This window comes from Weissella thailandensis (genome assembly GCF_001932615.1).
GTDB classification, from domain to species: domain Bacteria; phylum Bacillota; class Bacilli; order Lactobacillales; family Lactobacillaceae; genus Weissella; species Weissella thailandensis.
Genome location: NZ_CP014332.1, coordinates 1 through 23,693, shown reverse-complemented (window position 1 = coordinate 23,693; position 23,693 = coordinate 1). Strand labels below are relative to the sequence as shown.

Annotated in this window: 18 protein-coding genes and 1 other annotated feature; of the genes, 3 read left to right on the top strand and 15 right to left on the bottom strand. The window is 38.2% G+C overall.

What is annotated here, in order from left to right; all coding sequences use genetic code 11:
* Positions 1-246 precede the first annotated feature (246 nt).
* Positions 247-2,421: an LTA synthase family protein gene (locus tag FOL01_RS00090; protein ID WP_075268741.1), complete on the bottom strand. Its 2,175-nt coding sequence runs from the start codon at positions 2,419-2,421 to the stop codon at positions 247-249.
* A 162-nt stretch (positions 2,422-2,583) separates the two neighbouring features.
* Here FOL01_RS00090 and FOL01_RS00085 point away from each other — a divergent pair, with 162 nt between their 5' ends.
* Complete coding sequence (locus FOL01_RS00085; RefSeq protein ID WP_237342635.1) at positions 2,584-3,036, top strand: GNAT family N-acetyltransferase; 453 nt, start codon at positions 2,584-2,586, stop codon at positions 3,034-3,036.
* 68 nt (positions 3,037-3,104) lie between these two features.
* On the opposite strand, the gene FOL01_RS00080 is transcribed toward FOL01_RS00085, so the two are convergent.
* The 3 genes from FOL01_RS00080 to FOL01_RS00070 all read right to left on the bottom strand — a co-directional run bounded on the left by FOL01_RS00080 (position 3,105) and on the right by FOL01_RS00070 (position 7,978).
* The gene (locus FOL01_RS00080) at positions 3,105-4,073 is read right to left on the bottom strand and encodes a transcriptional regulator (protein ID WP_075268739.1); all 969 of its coding nucleotides are present in this window, start codon (positions 4,071-4,073) and stop codon (positions 3,105-3,107) included.
* A 123-nt stretch (positions 4,074-4,196) separates the two neighbouring features.
* Positions 4,197-5,429 carry a polysaccharide deacetylase family protein gene (locus tag FOL01_RS00075; RefSeq protein ID WP_075268738.1) on the bottom strand — a complete coding sequence of 411 codons (1,233 nt, stop codon included), beginning with the start codon at positions 5,427-5,429 and terminating at the stop codon, positions 4,197-4,199.
* Positions 5,430-5,602: 173 nt separating this feature from the next.
* Positions 5,603-7,978 carry an MMPL family transporter gene (locus tag FOL01_RS00070; RefSeq protein ID WP_075268737.1) on the bottom strand — a complete coding sequence of 792 codons (2,376 nt, stop codon included), beginning with the start codon at positions 7,976-7,978 and terminating at the stop codon, positions 5,603-5,605.
* Positions 7,979-8,100: 122 nt separating this feature from the next.
* On the opposite strand from FOL01_RS00070, the gene FOL01_RS00065 reads away from it, so the two are divergent.
* Entirely contained in the window at positions 8,101-8,604 is a 504-nt protein-coding gene (locus FOL01_RS00065) for a TetR/AcrR family transcriptional regulator (RefSeq protein WP_075268736.1), read from the top strand.
* Between the two features lie 62 nt (positions 8,605-8,666).
* Here the strand turns inward: FOL01_RS00065 and FOL01_RS00060 are convergent, their stop codons facing one another.
* From FOL01_RS00060 to FOL01_RS00045, 4 genes are read right to left on the bottom strand one after another with little or no spacing between them, the layout of a single operon-like run.
* The gene (locus FOL01_RS00060) at positions 8,667-9,530 is read right to left on the bottom strand and encodes a MetQ/NlpA family ABC transporter substrate-binding protein (protein WP_075268735.1); all 864 of its coding nucleotides are present in this window, start codon (positions 9,528-9,530) and stop codon (positions 8,667-8,669) included.
* A gap of 44 nt (positions 9,531-9,574) precedes the next feature.
* Positions 9,575-10,249 (bottom strand): methionine ABC transporter permease, encoded by a 675-nt coding sequence (locus FOL01_RS00055; RefSeq protein WP_075268734.1) that lies wholly within the window; start codon positions 10,247-10,249, stop codon positions 9,575-9,577.
* Positions 10,239-11,315: a methionine ABC transporter ATP-binding protein gene (locus tag FOL01_RS00050; RefSeq protein ID WP_418385073.1), complete on the bottom strand. Its 1,077-nt coding sequence runs from the start codon at positions 11,313-11,315 to the stop codon at positions 10,239-10,241. The genes FOL01_RS00055 and FOL01_RS00050 overlap by 11 nt, the downstream gene beginning before the upstream one ends.
* Before the next feature lie 59 nt (positions 11,316-11,374).
* Positions 11,375-12,145 carry an acetoin reductase gene (locus tag FOL01_RS00045; protein ID WP_075268732.1) on the bottom strand — a complete coding sequence of 257 codons (771 nt, stop codon included), beginning with the start codon at positions 12,143-12,145 and terminating at the stop codon, positions 11,375-11,377.
* A 362-nt stretch (positions 12,146-12,507) separates the two neighbouring features.
* Positions 12,508-12,730, bottom strand: a binding site (T-box leader).
* A 130-nt stretch (positions 12,731-12,860) separates the two neighbouring features.
* On the opposite strand from FOL01_RS00045, the gene FOL01_RS00040 reads away from it, so the two are divergent.
* Positions 12,861-13,205 (top strand): hypothetical protein, encoded by a 345-nt coding sequence (locus FOL01_RS00040; protein WP_075268731.1) that lies wholly within the window; start codon positions 12,861-12,863, stop codon positions 13,203-13,205.
* 51 nt (positions 13,206-13,256) lie between these two features.
* Here FOL01_RS00040 and FOL01_RS00035 read toward each other — a convergent pair whose 3' ends face one another.
* The 7 genes from FOL01_RS00035 to dnaA form a co-directional block, all read right to left on the bottom strand.
* A complete protein-coding gene (locus FOL01_RS00035) occupies positions 13,257-14,672 on the bottom strand; it encodes a C69 family dipeptidase (protein WP_075268730.1) in 1,416 nt (471 codons plus the stop codon).
* A gap of 102 nt (positions 14,673-14,774) precedes the next feature.
* Complete coding sequence (gene gyrA / locus FOL01_RS00030) at positions 14,775-17,366, bottom strand: DNA gyrase subunit A (protein ID WP_075268729.1); 2,592 nt, start codon at positions 17,364-17,366, stop codon at positions 14,775-14,777.
* Positions 17,367-17,388: 22 nt separating this feature from the next.
* The gene (gene gyrB, locus FOL01_RS00025; protein ID WP_075268728.1) at positions 17,389-19,335 is read right to left on the bottom strand and encodes a DNA topoisomerase (ATP-hydrolyzing) subunit B; all 1,947 of its coding nucleotides are present in this window, start codon (positions 19,333-19,335) and stop codon (positions 17,389-17,391) included.
* A gap of 23 nt (positions 19,336-19,358) precedes the next feature.
* The gene (recF, locus tag FOL01_RS00020; protein WP_075268727.1) at positions 19,359-20,510 is read right to left on the bottom strand and encodes a DNA replication/repair protein RecF; all 1,152 of its coding nucleotides are present in this window, start codon (positions 20,508-20,510) and stop codon (positions 19,359-19,361) included.
* Positions 20,510-20,752, bottom strand: a complete 243-nt coding sequence (yaaA, locus tag FOL01_RS00015) for a S4 domain-containing protein YaaA (protein WP_075268726.1) — start codon at positions 20,750-20,752, stop codon at positions 20,510-20,512. Before yaaA ends, recF begins: the two co-directional genes overlap by 1 nt.
* A gap of 189 nt (positions 20,753-20,941) precedes the next feature.
* On the bottom strand, positions 20,942-22,072 hold the full coding sequence (gene dnaN / locus FOL01_RS00010) for a DNA polymerase III subunit beta (protein ID WP_075268725.1): 1,131 nt from the start codon (positions 22,070-22,072) through the stop codon (positions 20,942-20,944).
* Between the two features lie 202 nt (positions 22,073-22,274).
* Positions 22,275-23,693, bottom strand: coding sequence for a chromosomal replication initiator protein DnaA (gene dnaA / locus FOL01_RS00005; RefSeq protein WP_075268724.1), 1,419 nt, complete (start codon positions 23,691-23,693; stop codon positions 22,275-22,277).

Here is a 23,693-nt window from a genome sequence, read left to right as displayed (position 1 = left end):
TAAAGATAGCACAAGATAACAGAGCGTGACATAAAGACGCTTTGAAGCCGGTGTGTAATGAAGTTTACGTCATTTTTGACCGCAGCGAAGCGTAGGACGGGAATGGCGTAAATTTCATTACATTGAGGTTTCAGTCTTTTGGAGCGCGTTTACAGTGTGATAAAAAATGGTTTAAACTCGGTTGTAACAAAAAAAGGTTGGGACGAAAACATGTCTCAACCTTTTATAAATACGATGCAATTCCTATTATGGATTTGGTGTATCGTCACCACCATCGGTATCATCACCACCATCAGGGTTAACTTGTTGAATACGCGATGTATCCGACTTTGGTTTATCCTTTTCTGGGGCGTCTGTTTCATACAATGATTGTGATTTCTTATCACCACGTTCATGCCACAAGGAAGTTGAACCAGTACCTAACTGTTCATCAAGCTTTTTTAATTTAGCCATACCATTTGAGTAGTTGTAATTAGATGCATCTGCCGCCTTGTAACCTTTTGGCGTGTAAAAGCGCAACAAGTCTTTCTGATTCAAATTATCTGAAACCTTTAATTGTTTACGAACAGCCTTTTTATACTTATCCAGCTCAGCTTGCACCTTCTTGGAAGGCGATTCAATTGCTTCACCGGTTTTATTATCATATAGGACATGGTTCGTATAAGTGTACTTTGGCGTGACAAAATCTTTATCACGGAAAGCAACGACCTGCTTGCGATTATTACTCAACAAGTCTTGTCCTAATTGTACATACTTCTTAGAATCAACACCTAGAAGATGTAACAACGTTGGCATAACATCAATCTCACCACCATACGTATGGTTAATACCACCACCATGCCAGCCAGGAATGTGGACCATAAATGGTACACGTTGTAACTGGGCATTATCAAAATCATTCCAGTCGTTAGCGTCTTTTCCTAATACTGAAGCTAACTGCTTGTTTTCGGAATTTGAAATACCATAATGATCACCATACAGTACAAAGATTGACTTATCGTATAAGCCAGACTTCTTTAGATAATTAAAGAATTCTCCAATTGACTGATCCAAATAATGGTTTGTTTCAAAATAACCATTCACAACATCAGAGTCTGTATCCGTTGTCGTAAAGTTTGGATCCTTATCTTCATCGTCCAGACTATAAGGGAAATGATTAGTTACCGTAATATACTTTGCATAGAACGGTTGCTGCATCTTTTCCAAATAAGGAATTGAATCATAGAACAATAATTTATCCTTCAATCCATAGCCCATCGCTTTATCACCAGAGGTATCGTAATAACTGGCATCAAAGAAATTTTGATAACCCATATTTTTGTATACATTACTACGATTCCAGAAACTAGCATTGTTACCATGGAATACCCCTGATGAATAACCACCATTTTGTTTCAAAATATTTGGCATCGCCTGAAAGGTTTGATCATTCCCTTGGGTAGCGAATAGTGATCCTTGTGGCAAACCAAATGTTGAAGTCTCTAACATATTTTCAGCATCTGAAGTTTTACCTTGTCCAACCTGATGGAAGAAATTATCAAAGCCAATCGTTGAATCCGAATGGTAGATATTATTTAGATTTGGTGTAACTGCCTGGTTATTGACCTTTAAATCAAGTGAGAACTGCTGGAACGACTCCAGATGAATCACAAACACATTCTTACCTTTAGCCACACCGGCATACTTTGCATTGGCATCGGTATAATTTTTGTTAACATATGACAAAACATTATCAATATCAGACTTTTTCGCTGATTTTCGCATTTCCGTCACGCCATGGGTCTTAATACCATCTAACACCGTATATGTATCAATCCCCAGATATTTAACTAACAGCTTACTGTCAAATTGACGCGTAATTAGTTGTGGTCGATCAGCCTCACCTAGTACAAGGACTGTCATCGCTCCGAAAATAGCAAAAGTAGAAAATGCAAAGCCCATGAATTTTGTCGTTACTTGCTTATCAAAACGCATCTTTTTTAGGAAGAATAAGATGATAAAGATAGGTATATCAATCCAGTACAGCAAGTCATGAATGTTTGTTAACGCAAAACCAGATGCGCTTAACCCCTGATTAACCTTGTTGTATCCTAGCATCGTAGCCACAGACATAAAATCTGTAAACTCACGATAATAAACAACATTTAAGTGCACCATCAGAACATTAATGATGTACATAACAATTGCTATTGGGTAAAATAACTTAGATTTCCGAAAATAAAAAGCTATCCCGATTAGTAATGCAGCAATCGGTATTGGATTGAGCAACAAGGTGATTACTTGAATAATGGAAGCCCCTGAAGAATAAAGGTGAAAGTCCATTACATTTGCTAGTTGTGTTTTTGCCCAAACTAATACAATCAATAAGATAACGAAACCAAACCGTGTATTAATCCAAGAAAAACGACCCTTATGCGTCATAGTTGTCTGTTCTCTTCTTTCTAAATCTTGTGCCATTACTTTTAAAAAATAATAATCTTTTCCATTATAGCGTAATTTTGCTGAATACACCTTAGACTTTTACTATTTATAAATCAAAAGGGATGCGCTAAAATGGTAAAAACTTTATTCAGCGAGGATTAGATGATGCCAGAAAAATATTTAGAAGTTAATCACGCACAAGGACTTGGTGTCATCAATGATGCAGCCCTAACGATTCGTAAGCAAGTATTCATTGCCGAGCAAGGCGTACCAACGACCATTGAAATCGATGGCCTCGATAATCAGACGGAACATTATGTTGGCTTTTTAGCTGATAAGCCGGTAACTACTGCGCGTGTCGCTAAAGATGCAGTGACCCAAAATTGGCACATTCAACGAGTTGCGACATTACGTGATGCTCGTGGCAACGGCTATGCAGCGACACTACTCAAACAGATTATTACCGATGCCCGCAACGCGCATGCGCAAACGCTCGATTTAGGTGCCCAAGTCCCTGCAATTGGCTTTTATGAAAAACTTGGTTTCGTTGCTGAAGGACCCGTTTTCCAAGAAGCTAATATCGATCACCGTCATATGATTTTTACAGTAGAATAGTCCTGATAAAAAGGCCCTCGCAAAGGCATGCGAGGGTCTTTTTTTATCATTATTACTGTCTTAAAACATTATCTTGCATCAATGATGCTACGATAATCAACAACCGGTTTGATAAATTCACGATACGATTGTTGTGACAAATAGGTAAAGCTTGGCCATAAACGATCATCAACCATAAACTTCAAAGCATTGACCGTTGAATGCCAAAGCTCCTCAGCTTGTTCTTGCTGATCATCCAGTGTCAATCTAACTACCTCTGCTAATTTCTTAACGAATGTAAAGTAGCTACCAAAGTCTGGTAACTCACATTCCTTAATGAATGTCAGCGTTCCTTCAACCGTCTCTTCATCGCCATTTTCCAACGCTAGCAATAACATATTGAAATTTAAAAGTCCGACATTCCAAACAGCTGCTGGCAAAAAGTTGTCCATCTCCACAAGACCATAGCCCTCTAAAGTGGCAATTTTTTGCACTTGATCAGACATTTTCTTAACCATTGTCTTAACGGTCTCATATGGTTCATGACGAATAATATTGGCAAATAATAACATATCCGTTGAAGAATATGAATCACGATGATCCAACAATTTCACAATTGCTGGCCGTGCGATCTCAACCAAACGATACCGTTGTCCAGAATCAACCACTTGTGCATTGATTGCACGTACTACATATAATAATAATCGAGTATCTTGCGTTTCTTCAAATAACGCCAAAACCCGATAAACCATATCCTCATTTGGTGTTTGTGTGTATGAACTAGGATCTAATCCTAATTCTTTAACTGTTGAATCAACCAATTCGGGTTGTTCCAAATAAATATGTAGTAAAACTTCATCGTAAGATACACCAATTGTACTCAATAAGTTCACAAATGTCGTTGCGCTAACTCGACCATTGCCCTTTAAATAATCGTACAAGCGCGATCTAGAAATATCGACAGATTTCAAAATAATCGGAATAGAAATATTACGCTTCTTTATAAAATGTATTAACGCATTCCGGACTGCCTCAGCAGGCACGCGATTTTTTCCCATGATAAATCTTTCCTCCACTACATATTACTCTTACTTATCATTATACCGCTAATTTGTAAACCAATAGTAAATCTTAATTAATTTTCTACTAATTCAAAGAAACCCCAAACAAATCATCTGAGATTATTTATCACGATGATAGAAATCTTTGGCATTAAAGAAATCATTTAAGACAGTATTTTGTCCCGTCACCGTTTCATGCAAACGAATACCATCAACATTTATCCGTGCATTACGATAATAGTTATCCGTTAATTGACCCCATGATGTTTGCGAAGCATCGACATTATCAAAAATACTAAAGCCTTTATTTTTGAGATAAGTATACTTTTCATTATCATCCGTATAATTGGTAAATGAACCAATATCTGCTCCGAATGGGAAAATCAATACTGGTGTCTTACCAACAATTGGCTGCACTTCCTTTTGCCAAAGCGCTGTATCCTTTTTAATATCATCAATACCTGACTCGGTCATATTGATGTGGCCCCATGAATGTGAAGCAAATTGCCAACCATCTTTTTTCATGGCATTCGCTACCTTAGTCGCTTTCTGAGCTTCACGATGCGTCTTTTTCGTATCACCATATTGACTCTTTGAGGAACGATAACCAAGTGTACCATTATAACCCGTTTCAGCAATCACACCTTTTGAACCACCATAAGAGAAATCCGGATGCTTTTTGATAAAGGTATCAATAATTGGCACCATATCATAATCACCAATTTTCTTCTGGCCCTTATTGGTATATTGATTTTTAACATCACCTTGCTTATTAAGCACTAGTTTGTCCGCAAATCCCGACTTTTTCATATACTCATAATAATTAACATCATCTTGTGAAACAATTAAAGGCTTTTTACCTTCTGGTAGTTTAATTGGTTTGAACGTTACCTGACCTTGCTTGTCAACCGAGATAATATCTTTAAAGTTAATTAGCACATAGCCATTATCATATAGTTGATTCAACATCGGCATAAATTCATCAATGGTCACCATGTAATCTTTGTATCCTTGTGCTTGCTCAGAAGCAAAGGCTTTCTTAGGATCAGTAATTAATGAATGGTAAAAAAGATGCGGAATCTTTGCTGGATCATCCCAAGTCACCAACTTTGACTGTTGGTTATTAATGCGTTTTTTCAGTGCGTTAACTGACGATCCTTTATATTGAGACAATACTGTTTTGGCTTCTTTGTATTGGTACTGCTCACTTAAATCTGTAGCCTGCTTGACTGCTTTGGTTTTCTGACTGTCAGTTTTTGCCGCCATGACATCATTACTAGCATCCCCATAGATTCCTAAACTGGCACCCAAAATTAATCCAACGAGCAGATTAACTTTTTTACTCTTTGTCACAGTTACTCCCCCCATAACTTATGCGAATATTAAATAATAAGTTAGCGCCATTTTATATCTTATGACCGCAACAATACAACTATTTGCATTGATTTATAAATAGTAAGTATATCAAAAAAGGAGTGGCCTAAACCACTCCTTGAGTATTTTACTTTCAAATACAAGATGCATACTTATTCAACATCATCTTTAAATTTATTATAGTAGTTTGCTCCTGGGAATACCCAATTAGCTCTACCAAAAATTTTGATAGTTGCTGGAATAATAATCAAACGTACCAAGAAGGCATCAAATAGCACACCACTGGCTAATGAAATACCAATTGACTTGATTGTTGGATCATCAACCAACGCGAAACTACCGAAGACAGCAATCATAATCAAAGCAGCGGTAATGATGACAGGACCACTTTCTTGTAACCCTGCTTTCACAGCCCGGTTTGTATCCCCAGTAGCAATAAATGTTTCTCTGATTCGAGAAACCATGAATACTTCGTAATCCATTGCTAATCCAAAGACAATTCCAATCATAATCACTGGTAAGAAGGCAATAATTGGCGAACCTTCACTAATATGGAAGACACCGTCTTGCATAATTAACGTTGTCAATCCTAGTGAAGCAACTAATGACAAACCAAATCCAATAATTGCCATCAATGGAATAATAAATGACTTAAACATAAACATCAACAACACGAATGCTAGTAGCATAACAATACCCATAAACATAGGAATTGCATTATTCAACTTTTCAGTAATATCAATGTTAATTGCGTTAGTTCCCGTCAATGTAATCTTCGTATCATCATTCTTTTGCAGATAATCAGAATAATTGTTGATCTTCTTTGCTAAGTTTTCAGTCTTAGCTGATGCTGAATTTGTTTTAGGCATGACAACAATCATGGCATACTTCTTATCTTTACTAATTTTTGCCGGTATGTCTGATATGGCCGACTTTTGCATATCCGCCTTTACCTTAGCTTGATAATCATTTGTATACTTTTGTGTGATGCTTTGTTGTTCTGCTTGACTTGCTGTTGGGTTAGCCTTCATATAGTCCATCACCTTAGTCTGGACATATTGTTGACCTTCTGCCTTCAGCTTTTGTTGCATAGCAGGTGTCTTAAACTTAGCAACAGCTTCTTCATCAACTACCGGTGTCAACATCTTAACATTATCCATGTTTTTGATATGATTCGTAGTTTTCTTCAAAATTTGATTATTTTGCGCATCGGTCTTCGTCGTATCTAACTTAACAACACCGATTAAGGTTGCATTATAACCATCACCAAACTTATCAGCAGTCATATCATAAGCCTGTCGTTGTGTACTGTCTTTTGGTAAGACACCATCAAATGGCATCCCCAATCGCATATGTCCTGCTGGAACCATGAAAGCAACCAAGACAACCACCGTCAAAAGACTCACAATAACTGGATGGTTGATAATTGATTTTGTAAACCACCCCTCCTTTTTATGCTTAGCAGCTTTCACTGACTTTTCTGACGGTTTAACAAACTTATGCAGTAATGAAATCAAAGCCGGCAATAAAGTCATTGCTGATAGTACAGCGAAAACAACACCAACGGCTGCTGCAATTCCCATTTGCGTTAGGAAATCAATACCGACTAATGACAAACCAACTAAGGCAATAATAACTGTGATACCAGCAAACAGTACTGAACTTCCAGCACTGGCTAAAGTCACACCCATTGCTTCATCCGGTGCAAGCACCTTACCTGATTGATCCATCTCATGCTGACGACTCTGACGTAATTCACCAATAAATCGATGAATAATAAATAATGCATAGTCAATACCAACAGCCAAACTAATCATAATTGATAGTGTTTGCGCCACACTAGCAATTGAAAAGAAATTCGTACCGATCATAACTAGCACTAGACCACTTACCAGACCAACAAGTGCTGAAATAATTGGCAAACCAGCCGTTACAAAAGAACGGAACAAAACTAATAGCAAAACAAAGGCGATTGCAATACCAATAATCTCAGAAGTACCACCAATGTCAAAACTAGCAACTGTACTTCCTGAGTAAGCAACCTTCAGATTTTGTGACTTAATTTTATCGTTACCAATTTTTTCAATATCGTTCACGATACTTTTTGAAACGTTATTGGTTTCCTTTTTAAAAGTCACACTGATAATACCTGTCGTACTATCTTCACTAACCATCTGAGAATCATAAGGACTTGTAATTGTTTTGATATCATCCTTATAATCAGACTTTATTTTCGAGATAGCTGCGTTAATTCGTTTCTTATCAGCCGTTGATTTAATACTGTCATCATCTTTATTCTGGACCACAATATTCATAGTCCCGGCTTCGACAGATTGATTAAACTCTTTCTTTAAAACGTTTTGTATATTCGTTGATGGCACACCTGAAATCTTCAAGTTATCATTAAAGTTCGACCCCAGTGTGACTACACTACCTACAAAAACAATTAATATGACAATCCAAGAAAGGAGGACTTTAAACTTATTGTTATAAGCCCATTGTCCAAACCTGGCTAAACCATTTTTCATACGCGCTCTCCTCATACAACATAACACTATTTAACAAGTATCTAATTTAGTTGATTTGATAAATAGTGTCCATGTACAATATATGTAAAGTGCACATAAAATAGGCAATGGAGGAAAATTGTATGAGTAATTTAAGCCAACAACGTACTAAAAAAATAATTTTGGAAAGTTTTGGTGAATTATTAACTATGAAAAACTTTTCTGAAATTACAATGACTGAAATTGCAGCCAAGGCGTTGGTTCATCGTAATACAGTCTACAAATACTTTAATGATAAATACGATTTATTATCGCAAGGAGTGACTTTTTTATTTGAAGATCAATCAATCAATTTGCTACATTTCAAACAACAACCGTTCAAAAGTCTCCATGATGTCTCTTTTTCTGTATTAGATAAAATCATTACACAGCAACAAAATGATCATAACTTCAATAAAATCATCCAAAGTAATTTTATTGAATTATTAATTCAAACACAAAATGATGATAAGCTTTTTTGGAATATTGGTAAAATGGTTGGTATTTTACTTTGGAATGAAATGCATGAAAATAAATATGATATGTTTAATGATTACCAAATACTAGACAACATTTACCAAACAGAAAAATTCCCAGAAATTAACTAGCCCAAAACAAAAGCAGGTAAACCGCTTATTAGTTGCGATTTACCTGCTTTCTTATATCAATATCACTTCAAATAAGAAATCGGCTTTTGCACGTCAATCTTTGTTCCTTGATACTTATCTTTCACATACTTTTGAATTGCTGGATCATGATAAAGCTTAACTAATTTTTTATAGACCTTTTTATCTTTATCAGAGATATCACCAGCAGCGGCTAAAATATTAACATTTTGCCGAGTGCTTTGATTAATTTTTTCATGATAAAGCGAGTCCTTCAGCACATTCAGATTTCCTTCTAAGGCAACCGTATTTGAAATCAGCGCTGCTCCCACGCTGTTTAAAACACGTGGACCAGTCGTATCATCAATTTTCTTGAACTTTAGATGACGGGGGTTCGAAACAATATCCCCGACATTACCCAAAGAATCAAACCCAGGCTTTAACTCAATCAACCCTGCATCCTGCAATAGCAGTAATCCTCGTGAGGTATTCGCTGGATTGTCCGCAATCGCAATTGTTGCACCAGTCGGAATATCTTTGATCGACTGATACTTATCTGAATATATTCCCATTGGCTCTAAGTAAGTTGTGCCTAACACCGTTAACTTATTTTTCGGATTCTCATGATTATAAGAGTCATAATATGAATAAGATTGAAAAGCATTAACGTTCACATTATGTTCTGATGTTGCATTATTCATTTGTACACCATCATTAATTTGCTTCACACGAATTTTCAAGTTGAGTGCCTTAGCTTTTTTACTTTTAGCAATGTGTTGCCAAACGTCGTAGTCACTACCCATGGATCCGACTGTGATTTGTTTTGGCGCATGGGCAATTTTATAGGTGTTAAACGTGTGCAATCCAACTGAAACAACACCTAGAATCACGAGGCTACCAATTAATATCAACCAATTTTTTATTTTCACTGCCTGCCCCTCCTTACACGATGTTACATATTAATTGTTTGATATTATAAATGTTCCACTTTACGAGCAATCCAGTCGCCAATAATTTGGGTAATGAATACCAAAACTAAAATAACCAATAAGGCAGCAATCGTAACGTCATTTTCAAAACGCGCATAGCCAACACTGATGGCAATGTCTCCCAGGCCACCTGAACCGATGGCACCAGCCATCGTTGTCAGACCAATCAAACTAATAATTGTAACGACTGAGACACGAATAATATCGGGTAAACACTCTCGTAAATAAATCCGGAAAATAATTTCAGTTGCACTTGACCCCATCGCTTGTGCCGCCTCAATAACTGATGGTTCAATACTTAGCAAGGCGTTTTGGACTTGGCGTGCGTAAAATGGAAAAATACCAACAATCAATGGGACTAGGGCAGCCGGTGTCCCAACTGTGGTCCCCACGATATACTTTGTGACCGGCGCCATAACTGCCAACAAGATAATAAATGGGACTGATCGTAATAGATTTACTACCTTATCTAAAAAACTGTAAAATGGTGGATCAGCATTAATACCATCCGGTTGTGTGACCACCAAAAAAATACCTGTTCCCAACCCTAGTACACCAGCGATTAAGGCTGACCAAAATGTCATATACAGTGTTTCCCAAGTGGACTGTACAAATTGTGGCCAAATACTAGCCACATTTGGAAACCAATTAGCTAACATCTATTTCTCCTTTCGCTTGTGGTGCTTCAGAAAAATCATTCACTTTAACGCCCGCTGTTTGCAAGTAGTGAAATGTTTGATCAAATTGGCCGTCGACAGTAGATAAAACAACTAACATATAGCCCAGTGATAATTGCGCAACTTTTTGCACATTCGCAAAAATAATATTGGCTTTAACACCATATTGAATGGCTAATTCAGAAATCACTGACTCACTCGTCGCATCACTTGAGAACCGCAAATATAACAAACGCTCATTTGGTTGTAGTTTTTCTACTAATTGATCAGATACGATTTGTTGGCGCATTTCAGTCACATTAGCCGCAGACTCAACAAACTTTTTCGTCAATGGTTGCTGTGGATCAGTAAAGAGATCACCAACAAAGCCCTGTTCAATCACTGCACCATCGGCCATTACCGCAACTTCCTGACAAATTGATTTGATGACCTGCATCTCATGTGTAATCAAAACAATGGTTAATCCCAATTCATCATTTAATTTTTTAAGTAATTCTAGAATCGATGCCGTTGTTTGTGGGTCCAAAGCACTGGTTGCCTCATCACTGATCAATATATCAGGATCACTCGCCAACGCACGTGCAATCGCAACTCGTTGTTTTTGACCACCTGAAAGCTCTTCAGGATATGATTGTGCATATTCCGCTAAGCCCACTAATTTTAGTAATTCAAGGGCTTTGGCTTCACGATCCTTGCGTGCTATTTTCTTACCAAGTAGTGGATATTCAACATTGTTCAGCACCGTTCGTGAACGTAATAAATTAAAATGTTGAAAAATCATCCCCACTTTTTGGCGGACTCCCCGTAGTTTTTTATCAGTTAATTGTTGTAAATCCTGACCAGACACACTGACTTTACCGCTACTTGGTCGTTGTAATAAATTAATTACCCGTACCAAAGTACTTTTACCAGCTCCTGAGTAACCAATAATGCCATAAATACTACCTTTTTTTACTTGTAATGAAACATCATCCACGGCGGTAACTGTTTCACCTTTGCGCTCAAACGTCACATTAATGTCTTGCAAATCAATCGCAACATCTGCCACACTCATCGCATGTTCCTCCTTTATTTTATTTAACGTCAACAATAAAAGTAATTGTGCGATTAGCTAAGATGCATACCACCATCTACCAACAATGATTGACCAGTAATATAAGCCGCACTTGGTGATGCAAACCAAGCAATAATTTCAGCAACATCTTCTGGGGTCGCTTCACGACCTAAACGAATTTCAGTCAAAGAATTAGCACGTTGTTGTGAAACTGGTAGTCCCTTAATTTGTGCAGTTCTAGCGTCAATCCCATCACGCAACGGTGTCCGTACAATGCCGGGACAGTAAGCATTCACTGTAATCTGATCAGCAGCTAATTCCTTGGCAGCAGATTGTGTCAAACCACGAATACCAAATTTTGATGCTGAATAGGCACTTTGCAAGGCTGATGCTTCAATCCCAGCAAGTGATGCTGCATTAATAATGTGGCCCCCATGACCTTGTTGCTTAAACTTTTCCGCAGCTGCTTGGATTCCCCAATAAGTCCCTTTCAAATTAACATCAAACAATCGCGAAATCTTTTCTGGGTCAGAATCAATAATCGAATCAATAAAGGCAACCCCTGCATTATTTATAAAGACACCTAATTCACCTAAGTCGTTCACAGCCTCCTCAACTAAATTAAAGACGGCTTGTCGGTCAGCCACGTCCAAGACATATGCTTGTGCCTGAAATTCTTGATCACGCAAATTCTGCGCAACTTGTGTCACGGTCTCTTCATTAATATCGGCAACGGCAATATTAAAACCATCATTTGCTAAACGGTATGCAGCAGCCTCCCCAATTCCTTGACCGGCACCTGTAATAATTGCTGTTTGTCCCATGTTTAAATCCCCTTTTCAATAACATATTTTTACTAAACTAAAAGCCCTCACTTCTGTTGGTAATAACAGAAGTGAGGGCATCACGTTACCATTCTGATTTGTTTGCCGATTACTCAGACAAACCTCATTGACCGCAAAATGACTACTTTTGTCTATCTTGCGGTTTGTCCGCTAACGGAGACAACCCGAACAGTGCTTACTTAATTGCTCACACTACTTAATCATCGGCCATTTTTCGTTTACAATCCAAATCACGACTCTCAACAGTTGTCGTTTTTCTGTAAATTTGTTTTGTAACTACTTTCCGAATCACATTATTTAACTTCATTATTAAAATAAAAAACACCCTTAGGAAATAACTTCCTAAGGGCGTTTTACACGCGGTACCACCTTAATTCCTGGTAAAAAACCAGCTTATCATGTCGCCATAATTAACTTGATATTGGTAGTCAACCATCGACAGCTTACCAACGCTCACTGCTCTTTCGCTCAAAGACCATCTTCAGTCCGCTTAGTTACTTGTTCACACCAACCACAAGTTCTCTGAATACGCCACGATCTTACTCATCTCATCACTGCTTTTTAATCTTATTTTAATCTGATATGAATTTTAAACTCATTAATATGTCATGTCAAGGTTTAATATATTTGAAGCAGACACTTCCGTTATGTTAATTTTAGATTATACATCGATATGACAACGAGGGTTAATTTTATGAATAAACAACGTCGACAAGATTTAATATTATTTGTTGCATTATTAATTTTCTTATTTCTATATGTTTTAACTAATTCATTCTGGTGGCCATTTATTACGATATTTGCCAGCGCTTTTATTTTTAATAGTATTTTAGATAGAACGTATCCCTTGAAAAAAGGACCTAAAATGATTTGGTGGAAAGAACTAGTCTATACCATGACCTTGTTTAGCATTTGTCTATTCATTATAAAATGGCAAATGGATGAACCCCTTATTTCTCAATCATCTCTTATTCAACTCATTGGATTTGCATTTGGTTGTAGTCTTGGCATATTAACTCGTCATATTAATCAAGATTAAAAAGTCAGCACAGAATTTGTGCTGACTTTTTATTATGTTTCCAATTAATTTTTAGTCATCCACCGAAAAACGTAATTGCATTTTTTTCGTTCCCAATTTAATCATTTTACCCAATAATGTATTGGCAGCCAGCATATAATTATCCGCCATTTTTTGGTTAACTGCTTCTAAATCAACCGTTTGGCCTGCTTGAATGTCTTGATCTGTTTGTTGTTGTAAATTGACATTATCGGCGACAATTTGTTGTTCAAATCTTGCTTGCATATCTTGGTAAGTAGCAAAATCCTTGTCCGAAATGACTGCAATAACTCGAGTTAACCAATAACTCGTTGATACATCAAAGGCTGGCGTGGTTTTTTCAAAACTTGCTGGTATTGTTGTAACACTGACATAAAACGGCACAAAAGCATTAAATGTATTCGGTCCGTAACCCAACCAGTGTACGCCAGCGATATTAGCTGGCATATTTGGTCGAATCTGTAAAATATGTGACTCTTGATTACGATTGATACCAATTGGACGGTACTTAAATGGTGCTTGCTCATGTTCATATGGATCAAACGCAGTCCCTTGATAATGTGAACTAAGGGCAAATTTGACGTCATCCACTGATAATTTCTTTTTTGGATAAACAATAAATGGCAAATCTTGATCTTCAGGTTGTTCATCAGCAACATCCTTAGCAAATAAACGATGCACATACCAAGCGCGTGGATTATTATAAGCGCGATCTTTATCACTTGCGCTACCAAAGATATGCCGAAGATTAGGTGTCGTCACATCAATATCTGGATTTAAATGATGATCTGTAATAAATTGTTCCAAATCAGCTGATGACATGGTATCTTCTGAATTAAAATCAAAATAATCAATATTAAAACGATTTGGCGCAACCACAAAGGCATCATCAGGAATCCGAATTGCTGCCCAATGATGACCACCAATCGATTCAAAATACCATACTTCTTCTTGGTCAGAAAAAGCAATCCCGTTAGATTCATAGGTACCGTACGTCTTTAATAACTGACCCAAACGAGTCACACCTTCACGGGCCGATTTAATGTAAGGCAATACAAGTGTTGTTATATCAGCTTCACCAATGCCACCATCAACTAAAGGATCAGCAGCTAATACACGGGTATTTGTTGTACTAGTTTCAGTTGCGGTCATCGCCACGTTTTGACTATTGATACGCGCTCCGGCCCAGACACCAAATGAATCGTCAGCATCCGGCGTTGCCGTATAACGGAACCCATTTTCAGGTAATGGTATTTTCACATGATTGGCACCAGATTCATAAACTGTTCCGGCAGCATTGGCTGGATAGACCACAAATTTTTGTGGATTTGGCTCATCACCACCATCCTCATTGCGAGCAATCATGGTTGATCCGTCAATGGTTGCATGCTTACCGACTAAAATAGTTGTACATGTTTTTTGATGTGCTTGATAACCCAGTTGATTCATTATTTTCCCCAAAACAATTTAGATAGTTTTGCAAAAAGGCTGGGACATTGATATCTGCCCCAGCCTTTGTTCTTTAAAATTCACTAATGATAGCAGACAAAACTACTCCTGATTATCATCTTCAGCACGATGTAATAATTCAGTTACTTCTGCTGGTTGTTCACCATCAGCAGGTGCCGTTGGTAACTCACCAGTCGTTTCAGCAGCAACTGTTTCTCCACTCACTACTGTTTCGGCTTCATCCTCTTCTGGCACAACATGTTCCACTTTAGCAAAAGTAGCTACGGCTGAGCCATCATCCAAGCGAATGACACGAACACCTTGTGTGGCACGACCAGTTTCAGAAATAGAATCAACTGTGAAACGAATCATGACACCCTTATTAGTGGTCAACATGATATCTTCACTACCATCAACGACCTTTAAGCCAGCCAATGGGCCATTCTTTTCTGTTACTTGGGCGGTTTTAATACCTTTACCACCACGGCCCTTAATTGGGTACTGATCAACAGCCGTTTGCTTACCATAACCATTTTCAGTAATGATAAGAACATGGCCATTTTCAATCAGTACTTGGGCACCGACAACATAGTCATCCGGACGTAGAGTAATTCCACGAACACCAGCAGCAGAACGTCCCATTGAACGAACTGCCTCACTGTTAAATGAAACGGCATAACCACCATGCGTACCAATAATGATATTTTGGTCACCATCAGTCACAAGCACGTTGATCAATTCATCCCCATCGTGCAAATTAATAGCCTTCAAACCATGGGTACGAATATTACCAAATTCATTAACTGGTGTACGCTTTACGACACCTTGACGTGTAGTAAAGAACAAATAGTCTTCACTTTCACTTGCATCACCACGGACATTAATTACCGCCTGGATACTCTCACCAGCTTCAACACCCAGCAAATTAACTACTGGAATACCTTTGGCTGTGCGACCATATTCTGGTATCTCATAACCCTTCATCTTGTAAACTTTACCTGAATTTGTAAAGAATAGCAGTGTGTCGTGGGTTGATGTACCGATCAATTCATCGATAAAGTCATCATCATTGACACCCATTCCTTGAATACCACGACCACCACGGTTCTGGGCGCGGAATTCAGATTGTAGCATTCGTTTGATGTAACCAGCATGGGTCAAAGTGACAATGATATCTTCTTCTTCAATCAAATCTTCATCTTCAATGCTTGTCACATCACCGATTTGCAACTCAGTACGACGATCATCACCATACTTAGATTGCACCTCAAGTAATTCAGTGTAGATAATTTCATCAATCCGCTCAGGCTTTGCCAAAATATCTTGAAAATCAGCAATTGATGTTAACAATCCTTGATATTCCTTCTCAATCTTGTCACGTTCCAAACCAGTTAAACGAACCAAACGCATATCCAAAATAGCTTGTGATTGCTTATCAGATAAGGCGTAATCAGACATTAACTTTTGCTTGGCAATTTCTGATGTTTCTGACTGACGAATAATATTAATAATGGCATCAATATGATCCAAAGCCGTCCGCAAACCTTCAAGAATGTGGGCGCGTGCTTGCGCTTTACGCAATTCAAATTCTGTTCGACGACGAACAACCTTTTGCTGATGGTCTAGATAAGCAACTAGCATGTCTTTTAAGCTAAGTAACTTTGGACGACCATCTTGCACCGCAAGCATATTGAAACTAAAGCCAGTCTGCATCAACGTATTCTTATACAAGTTATTCAATACAACTGAGGCTGACACATCACGACGGATTTCGATCGCAATTCGATTACCTTCTTGGTCAGACTCATCATTGACACCAGTGATTCCCTCAATACGCTTATCACGACCCAATTCAGCAATACGCTCAATCAACTTGGCCTTGTTAACCATATATGGCAACTCAGTCACAATAATGTGCTCTTTACCTGATTTTTCAGTTTCGATTTCCGTCTTAGCACGAACAGTCACAACACCTTTTCCGGTTTCGTAAGCTTTACGAATACCAGATTTTCCCATCACAATCGCACCGGTTGGGAAATCAGGTCCTGGGATAGCCTCCATTAAGTCAGCCGTTGTCGCATCAGGATTCTTCATTAACATATGAAGACCTGAAATAACTTCTCCCAAATTGTGCGGTGGAATATTAGTGGCCATTCCAACAGCGATACCATTTGCCCCATTAACTATTAAATTAGGGAAGCGAGCTGGTAAGACAACGGGTTCACGATCAGTACCATCATAGTTTTCTTGGAAATCAATCGTATCTTTATTGATGTCGCGCAACATTTCAGTCGAAATTTTGCTCAAACGAGCCTCAGTATAACGCATGGCGGCAGCAGGATCACCATCAACTGATCCAAAGTTACCGTGCCCATCAACTAGCATGTAACGATATGAAAAGTCCTGAGCCATACGGACCATTGATTCATAAATAGCTGAATCTCCGTGTGGGTGGTACTTTCCCATAACATCCCCAACAATACGCGCTGATTTTTTGTGTTGCTTATCAGGTGTCACACCCAGTTCATTCATACCATATAGAATACGACGATGAACTGGCTTTAACCCATCTCGTACATCTGGTAGTGCACGTGCCACAATAACTGACATGGCATAATCCAAGAAAGATGTTCGCATTTGCTCGCCAAGTTTGGCGGGTTTAATACGGCTGTTTGTTTGTTCTTCTTCAGCCATTTGACTTCCTTTCTCTTACTGTTTAGACGTCTAATTCAGCATACTGTGCATTTTCTTCAATAAACTTACGACGAGGTTCAACCTTATCACCCATTAACATTGAGAAAATCATATCTGCCTCAATCGCATCATCCATTTCAACACGCAACAAGCGACGAATTGATGGATCCATGGTTGTTTCCCATAATTGGCTAGCATCCATTTCACCAAGTCCCTTATATCGTTGAATAACGGGCTTAGGTGTTGCTGGCAACGTTGGCAGCAAAGCGTCAAGTTCTTCATCAGAATCCAAGTATTTAATAATTTTACCCTGGCGAACTTGGTAAAGTGGTGGCTGGGCAATGTAAACATAGCCTGCTTCCAATAATGGACGCATATAACGATAAATTAGCGTCAACAACAACGTACGAATGTGCGCACCATCGACATCGGCATCGGTCATAATAATCAACTTATGATACTTTGCCTTTGTGACATCAAACTCGCCACCAAAACCAGTACCCATTGCCGTAAACAATGAACGAATTTCATCGTTAGCCAAAATCTTTTCCATTGATGCTTTTTCAACGTTCAAAATTTTTCCACGAATTGGCAAAATAGCTTGCGTTAAACGCTCACGACCTTGCTTAGCAGAACCACCCGCTGAATCACCCTCAACGATAAATAGTTCTGATATTTCTGGATCTTTCGATGTATTATCAGCAAGTTTTCCAGGTAAATTGGCAATTTCCAATCCTGACTTCTTACGAGTTGCTTCACGTGCGCGCTTTGCAGCCATACGTGCTTTACCAGCTAGAATTCCTTTTTCAACGATTTGCTTGGCAGTCGTTGGATTTTCCATCATAAACCGAGCAAAAGTATCTGAGAACATACGATCAACAGCTGTTCGGGCATCTGAATTACCCAACTTCGTTTTCGTTTGTCCCTCAAATTGTGGATCAGGGTGCTTTACTGAAACGATTGCTGTCAATCCTTCACGAACATCATCCCCAGAAAGTGCATCATCACTGTCTTTTAGTAATTTATTTTTACGAGCATAATCGTTGATCACACGTGTTAAGGCTGACTTGAACCCAGTCTCGTGGGTTCCTCCTTCATACGTGTGAATATTGTTGGTAAATGATAGCAAGTTGCTGTGGAAATCATCCGTATATTGCAATGACACTTCAACATCAATATCATTTTCCATGCCCTCGACATAGATAGGCTCATTGAAAATAACATCTTTGTTAACGTTCAAGAAATCAACATATTCTTTAATTCCACCATCATAATGGAATGACTCGACAACTGGCTCTTCGGGACGCATATCACTAATTGAAATACGCAAGCCCTTGTTCAAGAAAGCCAATTCACGAACACGATTCATCAACGTCTTATAATCAAATGTCGTTGTTTCACGGAAAATGTCTGGATCTGGCGCAAAATGAACAATTGTTCCACGTGAAACAGGTTCGTCGTCTACTGCAACAGTGTGCATACCTGTTTTCACATGACCACGCTCAAAGTCCATGGCATAGCCTTTACCATCACGGACAACTAAAACATTCAAATTAGTTGATAAGGCATTAACAACTGATGCACCAACTCCGTGCAATCCACCTGAGACCTTGTAACCGCCACCGCCGAATTTTCCACCGGCATGTAAAATCGTAAAGACGGTTTCAAGAGCTGGTTTACCAGTCTTAACTTGAATATCGATTGGGATACCACGACCATTATCAATAACAGTGATTGAATTATCTTTTTCAATCGTTACTGTGATATGGTTTGCAAACCCTGCTAGGGCTTCATCAATACCGTTATCGACAATTTCCCACACTAAATGGTGTAGTCCTTGACTTGATGTCGATCCAATATACATACCCGGACGCTTACGAACAGCTTCCAATCCTTCCAAAACTTGAATTTGACTGGCATCATAATCATCTGCTTGTGTATGCATTTGAGATACATCTTCTTCAGCCATGCTTCCCTCCTTAAACTTAACAACTAGTTATTTTCACTAGTATCCTCTGCCTTAGCATCTTCAGTTTCTATCAAATGTCCTGAATTAACATGAAATATCTTCGGTTCATGAATCAATTGACGGGCAACATCACTTAACGAAGGTGTGGTAATGAACGTCTGCACTTTATCTTGCATTGCTGCTAATAAATGTGTTTGTCGGTCACTATCTAACTCCGAAAGGACATCATCCAATAGCAACACTGGATATTCACCCGTTTCTTCTTTCATCAACTCAATCTCAGCTAATTTCACTGCTAAAGCTGTTGTTCTTTGTTGGCCTTGTGAGCCAAAGTTAGCAACATCATGTTTGTTCACATCAAAACGTAAATCATCTCGGTGCGGTCCTAACATGGTTGTGCCCATTATAATTTCACGTTCACCTAATTTTTTGAACCTTGCTAACATTTCCTGTTTGACCGATGCAACGTCTGTTAATGACTCATCATCAAGCTGAGAAACATATTGAATATGCAACTGTTCATTATTTTGTGTAATTGCAGCTTGTATTGGTTGCGCTGCCGCATCTAACTTTTTAATCAATACCACGCGACGAGTAATTAATTCACTCGCAAAATCAACTAATTGTTCGGTTAAAACATCTAAATACAATTTATCCGATGCTTGTTTACTCTGTAACTGTTTTAAATAACGATTTCGTTGTTTTAAGACATCTTTATACTGATTAGCAGTATATAAGTATTTCGCACTCATCTGACTAAATTCACGATCGATAAAGTTACGTCGAACGCTTGGCGAACCTTTCACCAGTTCCAAGTCTTCCGGAGCAAATAAGATGACATTTAATTGACCAATATAATTAGCTAATTTTGCCTGATCTAAATGATTAATACGCGCCTTTTTACCTTTATTCGTGAATTTTAAGGATAAAGGTACATCGCTATATTGACGAGCAACCATTCCAGCAACTTGTGTTTCTTTTGCTTGCCAACTAATTAATTCTTTATCCGTCGACGTCCGATGTGAACGAGTTAAAGCTAAAACATAAATGGCTTCTAATAAATTGGTCTTACCTTGTGCATTTGGACCCAAAAAGACATTAACCCCCGATGAAAATGAAACATCTAATGCTTCATAATTTCGAAAGTTGTTTAGTTTTAACGACATTAGTTCCATTAGTTTGCACTAGCACCTGTTCCATTAATAACAAAACGTTCACCAGATGGGACGGCAATGATGTCTCCTGGATATAGTTTACGACCACGTCGATCGTCAGGCTCCTCATTAACTAAGACAGTGTTCTCACGTAAGAACCACTTTGCCTGACCACCAGTTGCAATGATACTTTCCTCTTTTAACAATTGCCCTAATGTAATAAAGGGTGCTTGAATTTGCACTTCTGTTGCCAATTTTTCCATCCTTTCTACCGTTTATTAAAACGGCATTTACACGGTTCCATATTGACTATATTATACGCCTTTTTTTTGCATTTCACAATCTAATTACGGCTTCATAGCGTCTCTCAGGTTGTTTAATGATATTTAAATAAAAAAGCCGAAAATTGCTTTTTTGTCGTGAAATAGCAATTTTCGGCTTTTTAACTGTTTTTAATAAGTTCTAACTGGCGTAATCAGTTGAATAAAGTTTGTTTCATTATTTGTTGGCACTAATGTGAATGGATCCAAAGCTGTTTTAAAACCAATTTGAATTTGTTCATCCCTAAATGAACGTAATGCTTCACGCATGTAATCAGGGTTAAATGAGATCGTCAAATCTTCACCAGCTGTTTCAGCAGCAAAAATTTGCTCTTCAACGCGACCAACTTCTGGTGAATTTGATGAAATCAAAGACTTTTCACTAGCAATTGCAAATTGAATAACATTTGAACGACCTTCATGACTCAACAAAGCAGCACGTTCAATTGTTTGTAGTAAATCACGTGCGTTGATCGTCAAAGTTGTGCGCTTTTCAGTTGGAATCAACCGTGATGCATCAGGGTAATTTCCTTCTAACAAGCGTGAGTAGAAGGTTGTATTTTCCCCTAATTGGAAAATAACTTGATTTTCGGCAACACGAACGTCAACTTTTTCAACTTTATCCAACATAGCTTGTAGTTGTGTTAATGAAGTTCCTGGCACGATGATGTCTGCATTGACATCTGAGTCATCAAAGGCAACTGAACGTTGTGCTAAACGATGACGATCAGTAGCAACTGCTGTTAGATTACCGCCTGCAAGAATAAAGTGGACACCCGTTAATATGGGTTGACTTAATTGCTTTGAAACCGCAATTACGGTTTGACGGATAATCTCATCTAATGTATCAGCAGATAACGTCAAATCATTACGAACCTCAATTTCAGGGAGGTGTGGATAATTATTAGCATCTTGCCCATTAATATCAAATTCAGCATTTTCAGATGCAATTTTTGTTTGTAAACCAGAAGCATTAGTTAACTTAAATGTTTCACCAGGTAGTCGCTTAACAATATTTGAAAAGAAAGTGGCTGGTAAAACAATGGCACCTGATTCGACAATTTGTAATTTGGCTTCATCATCATTAACTGGAATTAAAATTTCAATTGAAATATCCGTGTTTGATCCAGTTAATGTCAATCCTGTTTCATCAAGAACTAATTTGATCCCTTTTAAGATCGTCATTGATGTTCGTGAAGAAATAGCACGATTAACATTATTCATTGCTTTTATAAAAGCTGCTCGATTAATTGTAAATTCCATAAGATCTCCTCAATGCACAAAAACATAATTATGAAGTGCGTAATGTCTTACTTAATTATAAATAAAAAAGATAATAATAGTAATAAGGGGTGTGGATATTGTGGATAACCATAATCTATACCATTACACCACGGATTGGTCTATGTATAGAAACCTGTGGATAACTTTTGGATAGCTAGTGAATTATTCACAACACCATTTCTTACCCATTGCTCAATTCTTCACGAATGTTTTGTACTTGTTCAGCTAAAATACTATCATTTTCGATGGCATTTTCAATTTTTTCAGTAGAATGCATGACTGTTGTATGGTCCTTGCCGCCAAATGAACGACCAATTTGAGGTAAGGAATCCTGTGTTAGTTCGCGGGCAATATACATTGCAATTTGGCGTGGGACAACAATTTCCTTATTACGCTTTTTACCATTTAAGTCTTGAACAGTGACGTTAAAGAACTTAGCAACTGCTTCTTGAATGATTGGAATGGTAATCGCACGTTGTCGTTTGAAGTTCATGGCTTCTAATATTGTACGAGCCGTTTCAACTGTGATCGGTACATTTGAAAAACGCATTTTTCCAACAACTTGGTTGAACACACCTTCTAGATCACGAACGTTGGTATCTACGGCAGCCGCGATTTCATCGATAACATCGTTTGGAATGCTGAGATTTTCGAGATCAGACTTGTTTCTCAAAATGGCAACACGTGTTGGTAAGTCAGGCTTGGTAATATTTGCTGAGTATCCTTGACCAAAACGAGTGACTAGCCGCATTTCTAATCCAGGAATTTCTTTTGGTAATTTATCAGATGTGAGGACAATTTGGTGATTTTCACGAGTTATTGCATTAAATGTATTGAAAAACTCTTCTTGGATTTTTTCTTTACCAGCTAAGAACTGCACATCATCGACCATCAGTAAATCAGTTGAGCGGTATTCGCGTTTAAAAGCTTCAGTTTCTTTTTGGCCACGACGTAGTGCTTCAGTAAAGTCATTGATGAAGTCTTCGGTTGTAATAAATTTGACGTTTGCGTCAGGCGTACGCTCTAATACTTTGTTACCAATCGCTTGCATCAAGTGGGTTTTACCCAAACCAACGCCACCATATATAAGAAGTGGATTCCATTGTGTACCCGGTTTATCGGCTACTGCTTGTGCAACAGCATAGGCTTCCCGGTTTTCATCAGAAGAAACAAATGTTTCGAAGCGGAATTCTGGATTGAGAATTGATTGGGTTACAAATTCAGATGCCAAACTGTCTTTGCTTTGTTGTTGATCTTCTTCTTCACCTTTATCTTTATCTTCTGGTAAGTCAAATAATGTTGTTGGTGTTGGTGAAACATAGGTTACTGAAGGAATGATGAATGTTGGTTGGCCCGTTAGTTTAAGTGTTGCAGTCATGGCGGCTTGCATGAAAGCTTGGTAATACGAACTACTTGCGTTCAACCATTCTGATGCAACTTGTTCGTATGCGGTGGTTAACTGTAAGGTTACCGTATTATTTTCGTTTTCAACCAGTTGCAATGGTTTGAGCGTATCAACGTAATTTGTATATGAAAAGCCTTGCGAGATTGTTTGACGTAGCTCTTCTTTAATGGCGTTCCAAAGTTGGATAGGATCCAT